This window comes from Burkholderia aenigmatica (assembly GCF_902499175.1).
GTDB classification, from domain to species: domain Bacteria; phylum Pseudomonadota; class Gammaproteobacteria; order Burkholderiales; family Burkholderiaceae; genus Burkholderia; species Burkholderia aenigmatica.
The window spans coordinates 1-18,898 of sequence record NZ_CABVQC010000024.1; the positions used below are offsets into that span (position 1 = coordinate 1).

General features: G+C 66.2%; 18 protein-coding genes. 13 read left to right on the forward strand and 5 right to left on the reverse strand.

Annotated features, from left to right (window positions below; translation table 11 throughout):
- Nucleotides 1-174 precede the first annotated feature (174 nt).
- A complete protein-coding gene (locus BDO18943_RS18315; protein ID WP_021156980.1) occupies nt 175-951 on the reverse strand; it encodes an enoyl-CoA hydratase in 777 nt (258 codons plus the stop codon).
- A 129-nt stretch (nt 952-1,080) separates the two neighbouring features.
- On the opposite strand from BDO18943_RS18315, the gene paaN reads away from it, so the two are divergent.
- From paaN to paaK, 5 genes are all read left to right on the forward strand, one after another.
- Nucleotides 1,081-2,787 carry a phenylacetic acid degradation protein PaaN gene (gene paaN / locus BDO18943_RS18320; RefSeq protein WP_175023490.1) on the forward strand — a complete coding sequence of 569 codons (1,707 nt, stop codon included), beginning with the start codon at nt 1,081-1,083 and terminating at the stop codon, nt 2,785-2,787.
- 87 nt (nt 2,788-2,874) lie between these two features.
- Entirely contained in the window at nt 2,875-4,077 is a 1,203-nt protein-coding gene (pcaF, locus tag BDO18943_RS18325) for a 3-oxoadipyl-CoA thiolase (RefSeq protein ID WP_175023491.1), read from the forward strand.
- A 45-nt stretch (nt 4,078-4,122) separates the two neighbouring features.
- Nucleotides 4,123-4,914 (forward strand): 2-(1,2-epoxy-1,2-dihydrophenyl)acetyl-CoA isomerase PaaG, encoded by a 792-nt coding sequence (paaG, locus tag BDO18943_RS18330; protein WP_175023492.1) that lies wholly within the window; start codon nt 4,123-4,125, stop codon nt 4,912-4,914.
- Nucleotide 4,915: 1 nt separating this feature from the next.
- Nucleotides 4,916-5,368, forward strand: coding sequence for a hydroxyphenylacetyl-CoA thioesterase PaaI (paaI, locus tag BDO18943_RS18335; protein WP_043191528.1), 453 nt, complete (start codon nt 4,916-4,918; stop codon nt 5,366-5,368).
- Nucleotides 5,369-5,406: 38 nt separating this feature from the next.
- Nucleotides 5,407-6,705, forward strand: coding sequence for a phenylacetate--CoA ligase PaaK (gene paaK, locus BDO18943_RS18340; protein WP_043191530.1), 1,299 nt, complete (start codon nt 5,407-5,409; stop codon nt 6,703-6,705).
- Nucleotides 6,706-6,961: 256 nt separating this feature from the next.
- Here paaK and mltA read toward each other — a convergent pair whose 3' ends face one another.
- The gene (mltA, locus tag BDO18943_RS18345; RefSeq protein WP_043191900.1) at nt 6,962-8,194 is read right to left on the reverse strand and encodes a murein transglycosylase A; all 1,233 of its coding nucleotides are present in this window, start codon (nt 8,192-8,194) and stop codon (nt 6,962-6,964) included.
- Nucleotides 8,195-8,283: 89 nt separating this feature from the next.
- Nucleotides 8,284-8,658 (reverse strand): Co2+/Mg2+ efflux protein ApaG, encoded by a 375-nt coding sequence (apaG, locus tag BDO18943_RS18350; RefSeq protein ID WP_011350820.1) that lies wholly within the window; start codon nt 8,656-8,658, stop codon nt 8,284-8,286.
- A 178-nt stretch (nt 8,659-8,836) separates the two neighbouring features.
- On the opposite strand from apaG, the gene rpe reads away from it, so the two are divergent.
- From rpe to BDO18943_RS18390, 8 genes are all read left to right on the forward strand, one after another.
- Complete coding sequence (gene rpe / locus BDO18943_RS18355) at nt 8,837-9,523, forward strand: ribulose-phosphate 3-epimerase (RefSeq protein WP_011883156.1); 687 nt, start codon at nt 8,837-8,839, stop codon at nt 9,521-9,523.
- Nucleotides 9,524-9,527: 4 nt separating this feature from the next.
- The gene (locus BDO18943_RS18360; RefSeq protein ID WP_175023493.1) at nt 9,528-10,292 is read left to right on the forward strand and encodes a phosphoglycolate phosphatase; all 765 of its coding nucleotides are present in this window, start codon (nt 9,528-9,530) and stop codon (nt 10,290-10,292) included.
- Nucleotides 10,293-10,649: 357 nt separating this feature from the next.
- Nucleotides 10,650-12,143, forward strand: coding sequence for an anthranilate synthase component I (trpE, locus tag BDO18943_RS18365; RefSeq protein WP_039362349.1), 1,494 nt, complete (start codon nt 10,650-10,652; stop codon nt 12,141-12,143).
- Between the two features lie 13 nt (nt 12,144-12,156).
- Nucleotides 12,157-12,744, forward strand: a complete 588-nt coding sequence (locus tag BDO18943_RS18370; RefSeq protein ID WP_043191542.1) for an aminodeoxychorismate/anthranilate synthase component II — start codon at nt 12,157-12,159, stop codon at nt 12,742-12,744.
- A 13-nt stretch (nt 12,745-12,757) separates the two neighbouring features.
- Nucleotides 12,758-13,789 (forward strand): anthranilate phosphoribosyltransferase, encoded by a 1,032-nt coding sequence (gene trpD / locus BDO18943_RS18375; RefSeq protein ID WP_175023494.1) that lies wholly within the window; start codon nt 12,758-12,760, stop codon nt 13,787-13,789.
- A 29-nt stretch (nt 13,790-13,818) separates the two neighbouring features.
- Nucleotides 13,819-14,604 carry an indole-3-glycerol phosphate synthase TrpC gene (trpC, locus tag BDO18943_RS18380; protein WP_043191548.1) on the forward strand — a complete coding sequence of 262 codons (786 nt, stop codon included), beginning with the start codon at nt 13,819-13,821 and terminating at the stop codon, nt 14,602-14,604.
- Nucleotides 14,604-15,230 (forward strand): CYTH domain-containing protein, encoded by a 627-nt coding sequence (locus BDO18943_RS18385; RefSeq protein ID WP_089449834.1) that lies wholly within the window; start codon nt 14,604-14,606, stop codon nt 15,228-15,230. Before trpC ends, BDO18943_RS18385 begins: the two co-directional genes overlap by 1 nt.
- A 13-nt stretch (nt 15,231-15,243) precedes the next feature.
- Nucleotides 15,244-16,149: a uracil-DNA glycosylase gene (locus BDO18943_RS18390; protein WP_175023495.1), complete on the forward strand. Its 906-nt coding sequence runs from the start codon at nt 15,244-15,246 to the stop codon at nt 16,147-16,149.
- 118 nt (nt 16,150-16,267) lie between these two features.
- Here BDO18943_RS18390 and BDO18943_RS18395 read toward each other — a convergent pair whose 3' ends face one another.
- Both BDO18943_RS18395 and BDO18943_RS18400 read right to left on the reverse strand, forming a co-directional pair.
- Nucleotides 16,268-16,864: an FMN-dependent NADH-azoreductase gene (locus BDO18943_RS18395; protein ID WP_175023496.1), complete on the reverse strand. Its 597-nt coding sequence runs from the start codon at nt 16,862-16,864 to the stop codon at nt 16,268-16,270.
- Between the two features lie 147 nt (nt 16,865-17,011).
- Nucleotides 17,012-18,811: a M61 family metallopeptidase gene (locus tag BDO18943_RS18400; RefSeq protein WP_175023497.1), complete on the reverse strand. Its 1,800-nt coding sequence runs from the start codon at nt 18,809-18,811 to the stop codon at nt 17,012-17,014.
- Nucleotides 18,812-18,898: the final 87 nt, after the last annotated feature.

Below are 18,898 nucleotides of genomic sequence, written 5' to 3' on the forward strand. Positions count from 1 at the left end.
CCCGCCCCCAACTACGCAAGCCCCTTTGTGAAAATATTTTGAAAAAGCCCCCGTGCGCTACCGCGCACGGGGGCTTGGGGCTCGACCGGCCGGGCAATCACGCCGACAACCGATCCCGGTCAGTCGCCGACAACCGATCCCGGTCAGTCGCCGACCGCCACCCAGGCAGCCCGATCAGCGGTGCTTGAATACCGGCTTCCGTTTTTCGACGAATGCCGCCATCCCCTCCTTCTGGTCTTCGGTCGCGAACAGCGAATGGAACAGCCGACGCTCGAAGTGGACACCTTCGGCAAGCGTCGTCTCGTACGCACGATTCACCGACTCCTTGACCATCATGACCGCCGGCAGCGAAAACTCGGCGATCGTCGCCGCAGCGGCAATCGCCTCGTCGAGCAGCGTGTCGGCCGGCAGCACGCGCGACACGAGCCCCGCGCGCTCCGCTTCGGCAGCATCCATGAAGCGGGCCGTCAGGCACATGTCCATCGCCTTCGCCTTCGACACCGCGCGCGGCAGACGCTGCGTGCCGCCCGCACCCGGCATGACACCCAACTTGATTTCCGGCTGGCCGAACTTGGCCGTGTCCGCCGCGAAGATGATGTCGCACATCATGGCCAGTTCACAGCCACCACCCAGCGCAAAGCCCGAAACCGCGGCAATGATCGGCTTGCGGATCTCGCGAACGGTCTCCCAGTTGCGCGTGATGTAGTCGCCCCGGTAGGCATCCATATAGGAGTAGGTCGCCATCATGCCGATGTCAGCGCCGGCCGCGAACGCCTTCTCGCTGCCGGTCACGACGATCGCGCCGATGCCATCGTCCGCATCGAACGCCTTCAGCGCGTCACCCAGTTCATCCATCAGCGCATCGTTCAGCGCATTCAGCGCTTTCGGGCGATTCAGCGTAACCAGCCCGACACGCCCCCGGGTCTCCACCAGGATGTTCTCGTAAGCCATCTATTTCTCCTCGATCAATGAAATGAGAAACGCCTCGCACATGCGAATAGTTTGATGCTACCATTCTCCGACCAACCGGTCGGTTAATTAATCGACCCAACCCCTCTCAACGTCCATCAGGCTGCCGCCATGACCCATGCACTGTTCACGAAGCACGAAGACACGCTGAAGCACGCACTCGCCGCCATCGAGAGCCGCGGGTACTGGAGCCCGTTCGCCGAAATGCCGAGCCCCAAAGTGTACGGGGAAAGCGCGAACGCAGATGGCGAGGCCGCGTTCAAGTCGCACCTCGACCAGACGTTCGCGCTCGATCAGCCGGCGTCCGGGGAAACGGTCGGCGCAGAGCGGTCGCCGTACGGCATTGCACTGGGCATCCGGTATCCGAAGTCGACACCTGACGAACTGATCGCCGCCGCTGCCGCCGCGCAACGCGCGTGGCGCGAAGCCGGCCCGAGCGCCTGGATCGGCGTCAGCCTCGAAATCCTCGCGCGCCTGAATCGCGCAAGCTTCGAGATCGCCTACAGCGTGATGCACACCACGGGGCAGGCATTCATGATGGCGTTCCAGGCCGGCGGCCCGCACGCACAAGATCGTGCGCTCGAGGCAGTCGCCTATGCATGGGACGAACTGCGCCGCATCCCGGCCGACGCGCACTGGGAAAAGCCGCAAGGCAAGAACCCGCCGCTCGCGATGCACAAGCGCTACACGATCGTCCCGCGCGGCACCGGGCTCGTGCTCGGCTGCTGCACGTTCCCGACCTGGAACGGCTACCCGGGCCTGTTCGCCGATCTGGCAACCGGCAATACCGTGATCGTCAAACCGCATCCGGGCGCGATCCTGCCGCTCGCCATCACCGTCCGGATCGCTCGCGACGTACTGCGCGAAGCCGGTTTCGATCCGAACGTCGTCACGCTCCTCGCGACCGAACCCAACGACGGCGCACTCGTTCAGGATCTCGCGCTGCGCCCCGAGATCAAGCTGATCGACTTCACCGGCAGCACGCAAAACGGCACGTGGCTCGAACGCCATGCCCATCAGGCACAGGTCTATACCGAGAAGGCCGGCGTCAATCAGATCGTGATCGACTCGACCGACGATTTGAAGGCCGCCGCCAAGAACATTGCATTCTCGCTGGCACTGTACTCCGGTCAGATGTGCACGGCGCCGCAGAACATCTATGTGCCGCGCGACGGCATCCGGACGGCGGACGGCCATGCGAGCTTCGACGAAGTCGCACAGGCAATCACCGTTGCCGTGCAAAAACTCACCGGCGACCCGGCACGCTCGGTCGAACTGATCGGCGCAATCCAGAACGAAGGCGTGACCGCACGCATCGACGACGCCCGCCAGCTCGGCCGCGTGCTCGCCGACAGCCTTACCCTCCAGCACCCTGCGTTCCCCGATGCCCGCGTGCGCACGCCGCTCGTGCTGCAACTCGACGTGGCCGATCGCGAGAAATTCACGCAGGAGTGGTTCGGCCCGATCTCGTTCGTGATCGCGACCGACTCGACCGCGCAGTCGCTCGATCTCGCCGGCGAAATCGCGGCGGAACATGGCGCGCTGACGCTCTCCGTTTACAGCACTGACGATGCGATGGTCGACGCCGCCCACGATGCGGCGGTGCGCGGCGGAGTCGCACTGTCGATCAACCTGACGGGCGGTGTGTTCGTGAACCAGTCGGCCGCATTCTCGGATTTCCACGGCACGGGCGCGAACCCGGCAGCCAACGCAGCGCTGGCCGACCCGGCGTTCGTCGCCAACCGGTTCCGCGTGGTGCAAAGCCGCGTCCATGTTGCGCCGAAAGCGGCACCTGCGGAAGCCGGCCAACCGGCATAACCCGATTGGTCGACGTGCAAACGCCGCCACGTTCTCTACCATGAACGAATCCGCCACCCGGCGGGTTCGTTGCTCATCGATACGCTCATGACAGACGCCTATATCTGCGACGCGATTCGCACCCCCATCGGCCGCTACGGCGGCGCCCTGAAAGATGTCCGCGCCGACGACCTCGGTGCGGTACCGCTCAAGGCGCTCGTCGAGCGCAACCGCAACGTCGACTGGACGGCGATCGACGACGTGATCTACGGCTGCGCGAACCAGGCCGGCGAGGACAACCGCAACGTCGCGCGCATGTCGGCGCTGCTCGCAGGCCTGCCGACCGACGTGCCCGGCACGACACTGAACCGGCTGTGCGGCTCCGGGATGGACGCGATCGGCACGGCCGCGCGCGCGATCAAGGCGGGCGAGGCGCGCCTGATGATCGCCGGCGGCGTCGAGAGCATGACGCGTGCGCCGTTCGTGATGGGCAAGGCCACGAGCGCGTTCGCGCGCCAGGCAGACATCTTCGACACGACGATCGGCTGGCGCTTCATCAATCCGCTGATGAAACAGCTGTATGGGGTCGATTCGATGCCCGAGACGGCCGAGAACGTCGCGGTCGACTACAACATCAGCCGCGCCGACCAGGATCTGTTCGCGCTGCGCAGCCAGCAGAAGGCCGCGCGTGCGCAGCAGGACGGCACGCTCGCCGACGAAATCGTCGCGGTCACGATTCCGCAGAAGAAAGGCGATCCGGTGGTCGTCTCGCGCGACGAGCATCCGCGCGAGACGTCGCTCGAAGCGCTTGCGAAGCTCAAGGGTGTCGTGCGCCAGGACGGTTCGGTGACGGCCGGCAACGCATCCGGCGTCAACGACGGTGCGTGCGCGCTACTGCTCGCCAATGCGCAGGCAGTCGACCAGTACGGCTTGCGCCGCCGCGCACGCGTCATCGGCATGGCGACGGCCGGCGTCGCGCCGCGCGTGATGGGCATCGGCCCCGCGCCGGCCACGCAGAAACTGCTGCGCCAGCTCGGCATGACCATCGACCAGTTCGACGTGATCGAACTGAACGAGGCGTTCGCCTCGCAAGGCCTCGCGGTACTGCGCATGCTCGGCGTCGCCGACGACGATCCGCGCGTGAACCCGAACGGCGGTGCGATCGCACTGGGCCATCCGCTCGGTGCATCGGGCGCCCGGCTCGTGACCACGGCACTCCACCAACTCGAGCGTACGGGCGGTCGCTTCGCGCTCTGTACGATGTGCATCGGCGTCGGCCAGGGTATCGCGCTCGCGATCGAACGCGTGTAACCCACGCACCGCGCGCCTATAACGAAGTCATGAAGGAGACACTGCATGTCCTATCAGGCGATTCAGTTGGATATCGATCAGGCCTCGAACGTGGCCACGATTACCCTCAACCGCCCCGACAAGCTGAACAGCTTTACGCGGGCGATGCATCGCGAGCTGCAATCGGCACTCGATGATGTCGAGGCGGCCGGCGCACGCGCGCTGATCCTGACAGGTGCGGGGCGCGGCTTCTGCGCAGGCCAGGACCTGGCCGATCTCGACTTCACGCCGGGCGCGTCCACCGACCTCGGCACGCTGATCGACGAGCGCTTCAATCCGCTGATCCGCCGCCTGCAGCGTCTGCCGATTCCGGTAATCGCCGCCGTCAACGGCACGGCGGCCGGCGCTGGCGCGAATCTCGCGCTCGCTTGCGATCTCGTGTTCGCCGCCCGCTCGAGCAGTTTCATCCAGGCCTTCGTCAAGATCGGGCTCGTACCCGATTCGGGCGGTACCTGGTTCCTGCCGCAACGCGTCGGGATGGCACGCGCGCTCGGGCTCGCGCTGACCGGCGACAAGCTCGGCGCCGAACAGGCCGAGCAATGGGGCTTGATCTGGCGCGCGGTCGACGACGACGCACTCGTCGCGTCAGCCCGCCAGCTCGCCACCCAGCTCGCGCAGCAGCCGACGCTCGCGATCGCATCGATCAAGCAATCGATGCGCGACGGTGTCACGAACACGCTCGACCAGCAGCTCGACCTGGAACGCGACCTGCAGCGCAAGCTCGGCCAGTCGCACGACTATGCGGAAGGCGTGACGGCATTCATCGAGAAGCGTGCGCCGCGCTTCGAGGGGCGTTGACATGACGAACGCCACTGCCACGCTCGACCCCGATTCGCTGGCCCGCGCCACCGCACGGGCGATGTACGACGCCGACGCATGCAGCCGCGCGTTCGGCATGGAAATCGCCGAAGTACGCGCCGGCTACGCGCGCCTGCAGATGCGCGTGCGGCCCGAATTCCTGAACGGGCACCAGACCTGCCATGGCGGGATCATCTTCACGCTGGCCGATTCGACGTTCGCGTTCGCGTGCAACTCGTACAACGTGAATACCGTCGCGGCCGGTTGCTCGATCGAATTCCTGCGCCCCGTGCACGGCGATGACGTGCTGACGGCCGAGGCGATCGAGCAGGCACGCGCCGGCCGCCAAGGCATCTACGACATCCGCGTCACGAACCAGACCGGCGAAACGGTCGCGATGTTTCGCGGCAAATCCGCCCAGATCAAGGGCACGGTCATCCCGGAAGACCGCTGACGTCGACCGCTCGCACATAACAAACACTGGAGACAGGCATGACTACCCCGCTACCGCTCGAGCCGATCGAGACCGCCTCACGCGACGAGCTGACCGCGCTGCAGCTCGAGCGCCTCAAGTGGTCGCTCCGGCATGCGTATGACCACTCCCCCGTCTATCGTCGCAAGTTCGACGACGCGGGTGTCCACCCGGACGACCTGAAGACGCTCGCCGACCTGTCGCGCTTCCCGTTCACGACGAAGAGCGACTTGCGCGACAGTTACCCGTTCGGGATGTTCGCGGTGCCGCAGGACCAGATCTCGCGCATTCATGCGTCGTCAGGCACGACCGGCAAGCCGACAGTCGTCGGCTATACGGCCGGCGACATCGACACATGGGCGAATCTCGTCGCTCGTTCGATCCGCGCCGCCGGGGCGCGCCGTGGCGACAAGGTGCACGTCAGCTACGGCTACGGCTTGTTCACGGGCGGGCTTGGCGCGCACTACGGCGCCGAACGCGCTGGGTTGACCGTGATCCCGTTCGGCGGCGGCCAGACCGAGAAGCAGGTACAGCTGATTCAGGATTTCCGGCCCGACATCATCATGGTGACGCCGAGCTACATGCTGTCGATCGCCGACGAAATCGAGCGCCAGGGTCTCGATCCCGTGCAGAGTTCGCTGCGCATCGGCATCTTCGGTGCGGAACCCTGGACCAACGACATGCGCGTCGCGATCGAAAAGCGGATGGGCATCGACGCGGTCGACATTTACGGGTTGTCGGAAGTGATGGGCCCCGGCGTCGCGTCCGAATGCGTCGAGACCAAGGACGGCCCGACCATCTGGGAAGACCACTTCTATCCGGAAATCATCGATCCTGAAACCGGTGAAGTGCTTCCGGACGGCGAACTCGGCGAGCTTGTATTCACGTCGCTGACGAAGGAGGCGCTGCCGATCGTCCGTTACCGGACCCGTGACCTCACGCGGCTGTTGCCCGGCACGGCCCGCACGATGCGTCGGATGGAGAAGATCACGGGGCGTTCGGACGACATGATGATCGTGCGCGGCGTCAACGTGTTCCCGACGCAAATCGAGGAACAGTTGCTCAAGCAGCGCGCGCTCGCACCGCACTATCAGATCGTGCTGACGAAGGAAGGCCCGCTCGACGTGCTGACGCTCAACGTCGAGCCTTGCCCCGAGACCGCACCCGATACGGCGGCGATCCATGCGGCAAAACAGGCGCTCGCCTACGACATCAAGTCGCTGATCGGCGTGACGGCCGTGATCAACGTGCTGCCCGTGAACGGGATCGAGCGCTCGGTCGGCAAGGCGCGGCGCGTCGTCGACAAGCGCAAGGGCTGACGACAATCGCTGCGCGTGCATGACGCGCGGTAAATCCGTGGCTGCAAATGAAACAGCCCGATCGGCCAATGCCGATCGGGCTGTTTCATTCCGGGACACCGTTGGGGCACCCGTCGACGCGACACGCGCATCACGAAGACTGACACCGCACTGGAGCCTTCACGATCAGCGCGACGTCCCGCAAGCACACCGTCGCACCCACGAATACCGCATCTGATGCATCGGCGGCGACCCGGGCAACCCGGGCCGCCTCATGTCACGAATTCGGGAACAGCAGCCACATCCGGCCAACCTGCTTCATCCGCCCGGCCTGATCGCCAGCGTCGTCACCGAGCCCCCAGAAATAGTCGGCCCGCACGCCGCCCTTGATCGCGGAGCCCGTATCCTGCGCAAACACGAGCCGGTTCATCGGCGTATTCGTCAGCGGGCGCGTGGTCTGCAGGAACACCGGCGTGCCGAGCGGGATCGACGACGGATCGACGGCGATCGAACGCTCCGGCGTCAGCGGTACGCCGAGCGCGCCGATCGGGCCGTCCGAGCCGCCATGCGGTGCATCTTCCTTGGTGGGCATGTCGCGGAAGAACACGAACCGCGGGTTCGTGTCGAGCAACGCGTCGACGCGGTTCGGGTTCGCCTTCGCCCACGCCTTGATGCCCTGCATCGTCGCCTGAGCCGGCGTCAGCTCGCCGCGATCGAGCAGCCACTTGCCGATCGAGCGATACGGCTGGTTGTTGGTACCGCCGAAGCCGACCCGCATCACCGAACCGTCGTCGAGCAGCACGCGCCCCGAACCCTGAACCTGCAGGAAGAAGGCTTCGATCGGATCGTCGACCCACACGAGTTCGTTGCCGTTCAGGATGCCGGCGCGTTCGAGCTGCGAGCGTGCCGGCAGCGCGGCGCCCGCGCGATAACCGGCCGGCCAGCGGTAGAGCGCGTACTGATACGGACCGCGACGCACGCGCGAACCATGCAGCAGCGGCTCGTAATAGCCGGTCACGAGCCCGTCGAGCGTACCGTCGGTGTTCGCGAGCTGGAACGGCGTGAAATACGTTTCGAAGAACGTACGGGCACTGCTGACGTCGAGCTCGTCGAGCCGGTCGGCAGCCGCGCAAGCGCGCTGCCAGGCCGGCTGGCGCGCGAGCCGCACGCAGTTCTGCCGCAGCGCGGCCGCCGCGCCGATCAGCGAATCGTCCTGCCAGCCCGGTACCTGTTGCCACGCGACCGGCGTGAGCCGCTTCGCGGCGACCTGCCCCGGCACGATCGCCGCGCCGGTCGGCGGCTTCAGCGACGACGTCCGCGTCGGCGCACCGCCGCACGCGGCAAGCAGCGCCGCCGCTGCGGCCGCCGCCACCCACCCGGCCAACCGGGGCCCAAACCACATACAATGTCCGTTCTTGATGGAAACCGCCATGTCAGATTTTCTCGACCAATATCCGATGCTCATCTTCGCGCTCGAAGCCTTCGTAGCGCTTGCCCTGCTGATCTTCATCGTCGTGTGGACGTCGTCGGGCAGAAAGAAGCACGCCCGCAGCAACAACGACCGCCAGCCGCGCTAACGCACTGACGCGCTCCGCACGCTCAATGCAGCGTGCGCGGCATGTGCAGTGCGAACTCGTCGACCGGCGCCTCGAAGCGCTCGCCGTCCTCCGCCACGCAGAAGTACGCGCCACGCATCGTGCCGACCGGCGTCGCGATCACGGCCCAGCTCGTGTACTCGAAGTGCTCGCCCGGCTGCAGCAGCGGCTGGTGCCCGACGACGCCGAGCCCCTTCACTTCCTGCACGTGGTTCTCGCTGTCCGTGATGATCCAGTGACGCGCGATCAGCTGCGCCGCGACCTGTCCCGTGTTGCGGATCGTCAGCGTGTACGCGAATGCGTATTGACGGCGATCGGGGTCGGATTGTTCCGGCAAGTAGCTGGTTTTCACCGAAACGGTGAACTGATACTGACTCATGATGTTTCCGGTGGAAGGTGACTGCCCGTGCCGGCAGGGGCAACGGGGCCGCGGGCGCGCCGCATTGGTTCGGCATTCTATGCGCAATCGGGCCTCGGCCGCACGGCCCGCCGCCGCGCACCGGGTCGCCGGACGGTAGAATGACGGTTTTGCGCCGCAACGTCCCCGCTCCCCTGCCATGACCCAATTCCGTATCGCTCCCAGCATCCTGTCGGCCGATTTCGCACGGCTCGGCGAAGAAGTCCGCAACGTCGTCGCCGCCGGCGCCGACTGGATCCACTTCGACGTGATGGACAACCATTATGTGCCGAACCTGACGATCGGCCCGCTCGTGTGCGAAGCGATCCGCCCGCACGTCCAGGTGCCGATCGATGTGCACCTGATGGTGCGCCCGGTCGACCGGATCGTGCCCGATTTTGCGAAGGCTGGTGCAAACCTGATCAGCTTCCACCCGGAAGGCTCCGATCACATCGACCGCACGCTGTCGCTGATCCGCGACCACGGCTGCAAGGCCGGCCTCGTGTTCAACCCGGCCACGCCGCTGAACTACCTCGACCACGTGATGGATCGCCTCGACTTCGTGCTGCTGATGTCGGTCAACCCGGGCTTCGGCGGCCAGTCGTTCATTCCGGAAACGCTGAACAAGCTGCGCGAAGCACGCGCACGCATCGACGCGTACACCGAGCGCACCGGCCGCGAGATCCTGCTCGAAGTCGACGGCGGCGTGAAGACCGACAACATCGCGGAAATCGCGGCGGCCGGTGCCGACACCTTCGTCGCGGGTTCGGCGATCTTCGGCAAGCCCGACTACCGCAAGGTGATCGACGAGATGCGCGCTGCGCTCGCTACCGTCGAGCGGAGCTGACGCCGTGGCCGAATCGTCGCTCGCCGGCCATGCGCCGGCCGGGGCCGCAACGAACGCCGCCCCGATCCGCTTCGCCGCGCCGCGCATCGACGCGGCGCTGATCGATCTCGACGGCACGATGGTCGATACGGCCGACGACTTCACGGCCGGCCTGAACGGGATGCTTGCGCAGCTCGGCGCGCCGGCCACGTCGCGCGACGAGGTGATCGGCTACGTCGGCAAGGGCTCCGAACACCTGATCCAGAGCGTGCTGAAGCCGCGCTTCGCGGCCGACGAAGCGCACGCGCGCTTCGACGACGCGCTGGCGATCTACCAGACCGAATACGCGAAGATCAACGGCCGCCACACGCGCCTCTATCCGGACGTGGCGGCCGGACTCGACGCGCTGCGCGCGGCCGGCATCCGGCTCGCGTGCGTGACGAACAAGCCGCACCGCTTCGCGGTCGAGCTGCTCGAGCAATACGGACTGGCCGATTGCTTCGGCATCGTGCTCGGCGGCGACAGCGTCGCGCGCAAGAAGCCCGATCCGCTGCCGATGCTGACGGCCTGCAACGCGCTCGGCGTCGCACCCGATACGGCGGTCGCAATCGGCGACTCGGAAAACGATGCGCTGGCAGGCCGTGCGGCCGGGATGGCGACGCTGACGGTGCCCTATGGCTACAACCACGGCAAAGCTATACAAACGATAAATTCGGATGGTATAGTCGATTCGTTGCTGGTCGCAGCTCGCGCAATTTCTGCGCACAACGCCGGCCGGCCAACCATCTGATTATTTCTTCCATCCGCATGTTTCTGAATAAAAAACGGAGTCTGAGCAGCATCGACCGGGGAGCCTGGCCCTGGCGTCGCTGGTCGCGCTAACCTCTTCGATGAGGTACGCTGAAGCACGTCTTCAGCGCCGTTTTTTATCTCGCTGCGCATCCGCGCGTCGACCGTCGCACCACCTCGAGTTCTACCGCGTCCGAACGCTTGCGTTCAGGCTCGGCCGCAGGCTCGCGACGTTCACGCCCGGAGTGCCGGCCGGCAACAGGCACTTCTCGATCGACCGCCCTTTCGCCGACGGCAACCCGCGCAGCGTCAAGTGATCCCTGGCGCACGCGCCGCTCGTCCCGAACAGGACCGGAACATGACCGAACTCGAATTTCAATCGCTCGCGAACGAAGGCTACAACCGCATCCCGCTGATCGCGGAAGCCCTCGCCGATCTCGAAACGCCGCTGTCCCTCTACCTGAAGCTGGCCCAGCCCGAACGCTCGGGCGCCAACTCGTTCCTGCTCGAATCGGTGGTCGGCGGCGAACGCTTCGGCCGCTATTCGTTCATCGGCCTGCCCGCCCGTACGCTCGTGCGTACCCGCAACGGCGTGTCGGAAGTCGTGCGCGACGGCCAGGTCGTCGAGACGCATGACGGCGACCCGTTCCAGTTCATCGAATCGTTCCAGGCGCGCTTCAAGGTGGCGCAGCGCCCGGGCCTGCCGCGCTTCTGTGGCGGTCTCGCCGGCTATTTCGGCTACGACGCGGTGCGCTACATCGAGAAGAAGCTCGCGAACACCGCGCCGCGCGACGATCTCGGCCTGCCCGACATCCAGTTGCTGCTGACCGAGGAAGTCGCGGTCATCGACAATCTCGCCGGCAAGCTGTACCTGATCATCTACGCGGACCCGAGCCAGGCCGAAGCCTATACGAAGGCGAAACAGCGCCTGCGCGAACTGAAGCAACGCCTGCGCACGACCGTGCAGCCGCCCGTCACGTCGGCGAGCGTGCGCACCGAGACGTTCCGCGAGTTCAAGAAGGACGACTATCTGGCCGCCGTGCGCCAGGCGAAGGAATACATCGCGGCCGGCGAGCTGATGCAGATCCAGGTCGGCCAGCGCCTGACGAAGCCGTATCGCGACAATCCGCTGTCGCTGTATCGCGCGCTGCGTTCGCTGAACCCGTCGCCGTACATGTATTACTACAACTTCGGCGATTTCCACGTGGTCGGTGCGTCGCCGGAAATCCTCGTGCGCCAGGAAAAGCGCGGCGAAGACCAGATCGTCACGATCCGCCCGCTCGCCGGCACGCGCCCGCGCGGCAACACGCCCGAGCGCGACGCGGAACTCGCGACCGAACTGCTCAACGATCCGAAGGAGATCGCCGAGCACGTGATGCTGATCGACCTCGCGCGCAACGACGTCGGCCGCATCGCGGAAATCGGCTCGGTGCACGTGACCGACCAGATGGTCATCGAGAAATACTCACACGTGCAGCACATCGTCAGCTCGGTCGAAGGCAAGCTGAAGCCCGGCATGACGAACTACGACGTGCTGCGCGCAACGTTCCCGGCCGGCACGCTGTCCGGCGCGCCGAAGGTCCGTGCGATGGAACTGATCGACGAACTCGAGCCGGTCAAGCGCGGGTTGTACGGCGGTGCCGTCGGCTACCTGTCGTTCTCGGGCGAGATGGATCTCGCGATCGCGATCCGCACGGGCCTGATCCACAACGGCAACCTGTATGTGCAAGCGGCGGCCGGCGTCGTCGCGGATTCGGTGCCCGAATCCGAATGGCAAGAGACCGAGAACAAGGCGCGCGCGGTGCTGCGTGCGGCCGAACAGGTCCAGGACGGCCTCGATAGCGACTTCTGACCGGAGACTGACCATGCTGCTCATGATCGACAACTACGATTCGTTTACCTACAACCTGGTCCAGTACTTCGGCGAACTCGGCGAGGACGTGCGCACCTACCGCAACGACGAAATCACGCTCGACGAGATCGCGCGCCTGAATCCCGACGCGATCTGCCTGTCACCCGGCCCGAGCAACCCGCAGCACGCAGGCATCACGCTCGACGTGCTGAAAGAATTCGCGGGCAAGAAGCCGATCCTCGGCGTCTGCCTCGGCCATCAGGCGATCGGCGAGGCGTTCGGCGGCCGCGTCGTGCGTGCGAAGACCATCATGCACGGCAAGGTGAGCAAGATCGAAACCGACTGCCGCGGCGTGTTCGCCGACCTGCCGAAGCACTTCGACGTCACGCGCTATCACTCGCTCGCGGTCGAGCGCGAATCGCTGCCCGACTGCCTCGAGGTTTCCGCGTGGACCGACGACGGCGAAATCATGGGCCTGCGTCACAAGACGCTGCCGATCGAAGGCGTACAGTTCCATCCGGAATCGATCCTGTCCGAGCACGGCCATGCGCTGCTCGAAAACTTCCTGAAGCAGGCCCGCGCGGCCGCGCACGCAGCCTGACGGGAGCCTCACGATGACGATTACCCCGCAGGAAGCGCTGCAGCGCACGATCGAACACCGCGAGATCTTCCACGACGAGATGCTGCACCTGATGCGGCTCATCATGCGCGGCGACATGTCGCCCGTGATGGCGGCCGCGATCATCACCGGGCTGCGTGTGAAGAAGGAGACGATCGGCGAGATCGCCGCCGCCGCGACCGTGATGCGCGAATTCGCGAACCACGTCGAGGTGCAGGACAACTCGAACTTCGTCGACATCGTCGGCACCGGCGGCGACGGCTCGCACACATTCAACATCTCGACCGCGTCGATGTTCGTCACGGCGGCGGCCGGCGCGAAGGTCGCGAAGCACGGCAACCGCGGCGTGTCGAGCAAGTCCGGCAGCGCCGACGTGCTCGAGGCGCTCGGCGTGAACATCGACCTGCAGTCCGACCAGGTTGCCGCGTCGATCGCTGAAACGGGCATGGGCTTCATGTTCGCGCCGAATCATCACCCGGCGATGAAGAACATCGCGGCCGTGCGCCGCGAGCTCGGCGTGCGCACGATCTTCAACATCCTCGGTCCGCTGACCAATCCGGCCGGCGCGCCGAACCAGCTGATGGGCGTGTTCCACGCCGACCTCGTCGGCATCCAGGTGCGCGTGATGCAGCGTCTGGGCGCGCAGCACGTGCTGGTCGTGTACGGCAAGGACGGGATGGACGAGGTATCGCTCGGTGCGGCGACGCTCGTCGGCGAACTGCGCGACGGCAAGGTGCACGAATACGAGATCCATCCGGAAGACTTCGGCCTGCAGATGGTGTCGAACCGCACGCTGAAGGTGGAAAATGCCGACGAATCGCGCACGATGCTGCTCGGCGCGCTCGACAACCAGCCGGGCGTCGCGCGCGAGATCGTCACGCTGAACGCGGGCACCGCGCTCTATGCGGCGAACGTCGCCGAATCGATCGCGGACGGCATCCAGCTCGCCCGCGAAGCGATCGCAAGCGGCAAGGCCCGCGCGAAGGTCGACGAACTCGTGCGCTTCACGCAGCAGTTCAAGCGCTGACTCCCCTTACGAATCAAGCAGGAATCCACATGAGCGACATTCTCGACCGAATCATCGCCGTCAAGCGCGAAGAAGTCGCGGCGGCCATGCGCAGCGCGCCGCTCGAGGCACTGAAGCTGGACGCATCCGCGCGCGACCTGCGCGACTTCGTCGGCGCACTGCGTGCGAAGCACGCGGCCGGCCACGCGGCCGTGATTTCCGAAATCAAGAAGGCGAGCCCGTCGAAGGGCGTGCTGCGCGAGCATTTCGTGCCGGCCGACATCGCACGTTCGTATGCGGCGCACGGCGCCGCGTGCCTGTCGGTGCTGACCGACGAGCAGTTCTTCCAGGGCAGCGTCCGCTACCTCGAGGAAGCGCGCGCAGCCTGCACGCTGCCGGTGCTGCGCAAGGACTTCATCGTCGACGCGTACCAGATCATGGAAGCGCGCGCGATGGGCGCCGACGCGATCCTGTTGATCGCGGCCGCGCTCGACACGCCGCTGATGCAGGATCTCGAAGCGTACGCACACTCGCTCGGCCTCGCGGTGCTGGTCGAAGTACACGACCGCAACGAAATGGAACAGGCGCTGACGCTCAAGACGCCGCTGCTCGGCATCAACAACCGCAACCTGCGCACGTTCGAGACGTCGATCCAGACGACGCTCGACATGCTCGACATGATTCCGGCCGACCGGATCGTCGTGACCGAATCGGGCATCCTGTCGCGTACCGACGTCGACACGATGCGCGCGGCGAACGTGAACACGTTCCTCGTCGGCGAAGCGTTCATGCGCGCCGACCAGCCGGGCGAAGAGCTCGCACGGATGTTCTTCTGATGGCGATCGAAAAGGAAATCAAGCTCGCGCTGCCGGCCGGCCAGGCCGACGCCGCGCGACGCTTCTTCGAGACGCTGACCGGCGAACCCGGTCACGACATTACGCTCGCGAACGTCTACTACGACACGCCCGATCTCGCGCTGGCCCGCTCGAAAAGCGCGGTGCGCGTGCGTCGGGCGCCGCACGGCTGGCTGCAGACGTTCAAGACGGTCGGCAGCGCCGAAGGCGGCCTGCATCGCCGCCACGAATGGGAACTTCCGGTCGCCGGCGACGCGCTCGAGATCGATGCGCTCGTCGCGGCCTGCGACGTGCCGGAAGCCGCCGCCGCGCTGAATGACGCGGCCGGCACGCTGTCCGCACTGTTCCGCACGGATTTTTCGCGTACGCTGTGGCGCATCGCAATCGGCGGCGCAACCGTCGAAGCCGCGGTGGACCTCGGCGAGATCGTCGTCCAGGCGGAACACGAAACGCGCCGCGAACCGATCAGCGAAATCGAACTCGAACTGATCGACGGCCCGGAAGCGGCGCTCGCAACGCTCGCCGCCGAACTGCAGCAGGCGCTGCCGGGCCTCGCTCCCGACAACATCAGCAAGGCGCAGCGCGGCTACCGGCTGCGCGCGCAATAATCACGCATCACGCATGGCAACCCGCAAGACTTCCCGCGCGCCGCAACAGGCGTCGCTGTTCGACGATCTCGTGCCGGAAACGGCACCGGCCGACAATCCATCCCCGCCTTCCGAGCCGCCCGCGGCTGGGCGCAAGCCCGCAAAGAAAACCGCCGCACCGGCTGCGGCCCCGACGGCACCGCAGCCTGTTGCCGCCAACGTTCCGCACCTCGCCGCGCAATTCGACGCGCTGCCGGCCGTCTGGCGCGACGTGCTGAAACCCTTTACCGACAGCGACGCATACGCGCCGCTGTGCCGCTTCGTCGACGACGAGCGCGCAGCCGGCAAGATGGTCTATCCGACCGACGTGTTCCGTGCACTGCGCCTGACGAGCCCGGACGACGTGAAGATCGTGATCCTCGGCCAGGATCCGTATCACGGCGACGATCGCGGCACGCCGCAGGCGCACGGGCTCGCATTCTCGGTGCCGCCGGCCGTGCGCACGCCGCCGTCGCTGCGCAACATCTTCAAGGAAATCGCCGCGAACTTCGGTCATGACACGCCGCGCCACGGCTGCCTCGACACCTGGGCACGCCAGGGCGTGCTGCTGCTCAACACGGTGCTGACGGTCGAGCGCGGCGCCGCTGCAAGCCATGCGAAGCGCGGCTGGGAGCAGTGCACGGACACGCTGATCCGCGAACTCGCCGGCCGCCATCGCGGGCTCGTCTTCATGCTGTGGGGCGCACACGCGCAGGCGAAGCGCGCACTGTTCGACGCAAGCGCGCATTGCGTGCTCGAGGCGCCGCATCCGTCGCCGCTGTCCGCGCACCGCGGCTTCCTCGGTTGCCGCCATTTCGCGCTGGCGAACGACTATCTGGTCGATGCAGGCCGCGAACCGATCGACTGGCGCCTGCCGGAAGTGGCCGAAACGCTCGCCTGACGGCTGCGCCGCCGCTTATTTCGCCACGCCACCAGGCATGCAAAAACGCCGCGTCCCTTTCGGGACGCGGCGTTTTTTTATCGGACGATGCAGCGGGTGCGACGCACCCGCATCGACCTTACGCGGCGGCGATCGCTTCGCGTGCGCTTGCGAGCGAGGCGCTCTGCGCATCCGGCCCGAGGTTCAGGCCTTCCGCGAAGATGAAGCTCACGTCGGTCATGCCGACGAAGCCGAGGAACGTGCGCAGGTACGGGGTCTGGCTGTCGTTCGGCGTACCGGCGTACTTGCCGCCACGGGCCGCCACCACGTGAACCTTCTTGCCCTTGATCAGGCCTTCCGGACCATTCTCGGTGTAGCGGAACGTGACGCCTGCACGTGCGATCCAGTCGAAGTACGTCTTCAGTTGCGACGAGATGCCGAAGTTGTACATCGGTGCGCCGATCACGATGATGTCGGCGGCTTGCAGTTCGGCGATCAGTGCATCGCTCCTCGCGACGATCGCATTCTGTTCCGCGGTGCGCTGGTCGGCCGGCGTGAAGAACGCGCCGAGCACCGATTCGTCGAGGTGCGGCAGTGCATCGGCCAGCAGATCGCGAACCACGACCTTCGCGCCGGGGTTCGATTGTTGCAGCTTTGCCGTCAGTTCATTGGACAGCAGCGTGGATTGCGCACCTTGCGAACGCGCCGCGGAATTGATTTGCAGAATGGTCGTCATGTCAGGCTCCAGTAGGGTTGCGCTTCGGTAGCGCGAGTGACGCCATTGTGCGCGGCCGCATGACCGCGAAAAAGCGGGTTCAGGGCGACGGATTGTTGCAGCAGCAGAACGATCCTCGATCGCGCCCCGATACCCGCTTCAGACAGTTCAACCCTTCAGCCAGGCCTCCCGGGCCTTCGATACCGCAACCGGCTTCGCGGCCGCCGTCAGCCGGTAGCGCGTGACTTCCGGGCCGTCGAGCTTCAGTTTCGCGGTGCGCAGCTCGTCGCGGCGGAACGCGTGCACCTCGACCTTGTCACCCGGCCGGTAGCGCGCGAGCAGTGCGTCGAGGTTGGAGCCCGTGACGCGCAGCCCGTCGACCGCGATCAGCGTGTCGCCGGCCGACAGCCCCGCGCGATGTGCGGCGCCGCCTTCGTAGACGGCCGCGAACGTGCAGTCCGCGCCGCCGCGCAGGCGCGCGCCGATCGTCGGCTTCGCGGCCGCGCCGTTCGCGACATCAGGCGTGAGCGTCACGCCGAACGGTGCGAGCAGCTCGGCGAGCGGCAGGTCGCGCGTGCCGTGCACGGCATCGGCGAACAGGCGGCCGAGCGCGACGCCGGTCGCCTCTTCGATCAGTGCCTCGACTTCGTTTTCCTCGACGCCCGCCTGCTTGCCGCGGTAGAAGTCACGGCCATAGCGTTGCCACAGCAGGCGCATCACGTCGTCGAGCGACTTCTTGTTGCGCGTCTGCGCACGGATCGCGAGATCGAAGGCGAGTGCAACGAGCGAACCCTTCGTGTAGTAGCTGACGATCGCGTTGGTCGCGTTCTCGTCCTGGCGGTAGTACTTGATCCACGCGTCGAACGAGCTCTCCGCGACACTTTGCTTGAGCCGGCCCGTGCCGCGCAGCACGCCGGCGACGGTACGGCCGAGCGCCGCGAAATATTCGTCCTGCGACATCAGCCCGCTGCGCACCAGCATCAGGTCGTCGTAATACGACGTGAAGCCTTCGAACAGCCACAGCAGCGACGTGTAGTTTTCCTTCGACAGGTCGTACGGCACGAACGCGGCCGGCTTGATCCGCTTCACGTTCCACGTGTGAAAGTATTCGTGGCTGCAGAGGCCGAGATACGTGCGATAGCCCTCCGTCGTTTCGGGCCGCCCCTTCACCGGCAGGTCGGTGCGGTTGCAGATCAGCGCGGTCGACGCGCGATGCTCGAGGCCGCCGTAGCCGTCGCTGACCGCCAGCGTCATGAACACGTAGCGGTCCATCGGCGCCTTCTTCGATTTCGGCTCGAACAGCGCGATCTGCGCTTCGCACACGCGCTTCAGGTCGGTACGCAGGCGCTCCATGTCGAGCTGTGTCACACGCCCCGCGATCACGATGTCGTGCGGCACGCCGTGTGCATCGAAAGTCGCGAGCGCGAATTCGCCGATCGTCACCGGATGGTCGGAGAGCTCGTCGTAGTTCGACGCGCGGTACGCACCGAACCCGTAGCGCTTCGTGCCGCGCGCCTCGGGCAACGCGGTACCGACGCGCCACGCGCGGAACGCCGCGCCGGCCGGCTTCGCGATGTCGACTTCACACGGCGCGCCTTCGCGGCCGGCGACGCTCAGGAACACGGCCGTCGCGTTGAAGAAGCCGCCCGATTCGTCGAGATACGCGGAGCGCACCGACAGATCCCATGCATACACGTCGTAGCGCAGCGTCAGCGCGCCGTTCACGGGCGCGGCCTGCCACGTGTGCTTGTCGGTCTTCGCGATCCGCACCTTGCGGCCCGCGTCGTTGTATGCGCCGAGCGTCACGATGTTGCGCGCGAACTCGCGCACCAGGTAGCTGCCCGGAATCCACACCGGCAACGAAAAGCGCTGGCCTTCGGGATCGGGATCGGCGACCGTCACCGTTACTTCGAACAGGTGCGCGGCAAGATCTTTCGGGGCAATCGAATAGCGGATCGGCTGGGTCATCGTGGCAATCGGTCGGTCGAATACGGCGGCGGAAACGAAGAGAGGCGCCGGCAGATCACGCGGGCGCCCCTCGCTGGCCGGGCCATG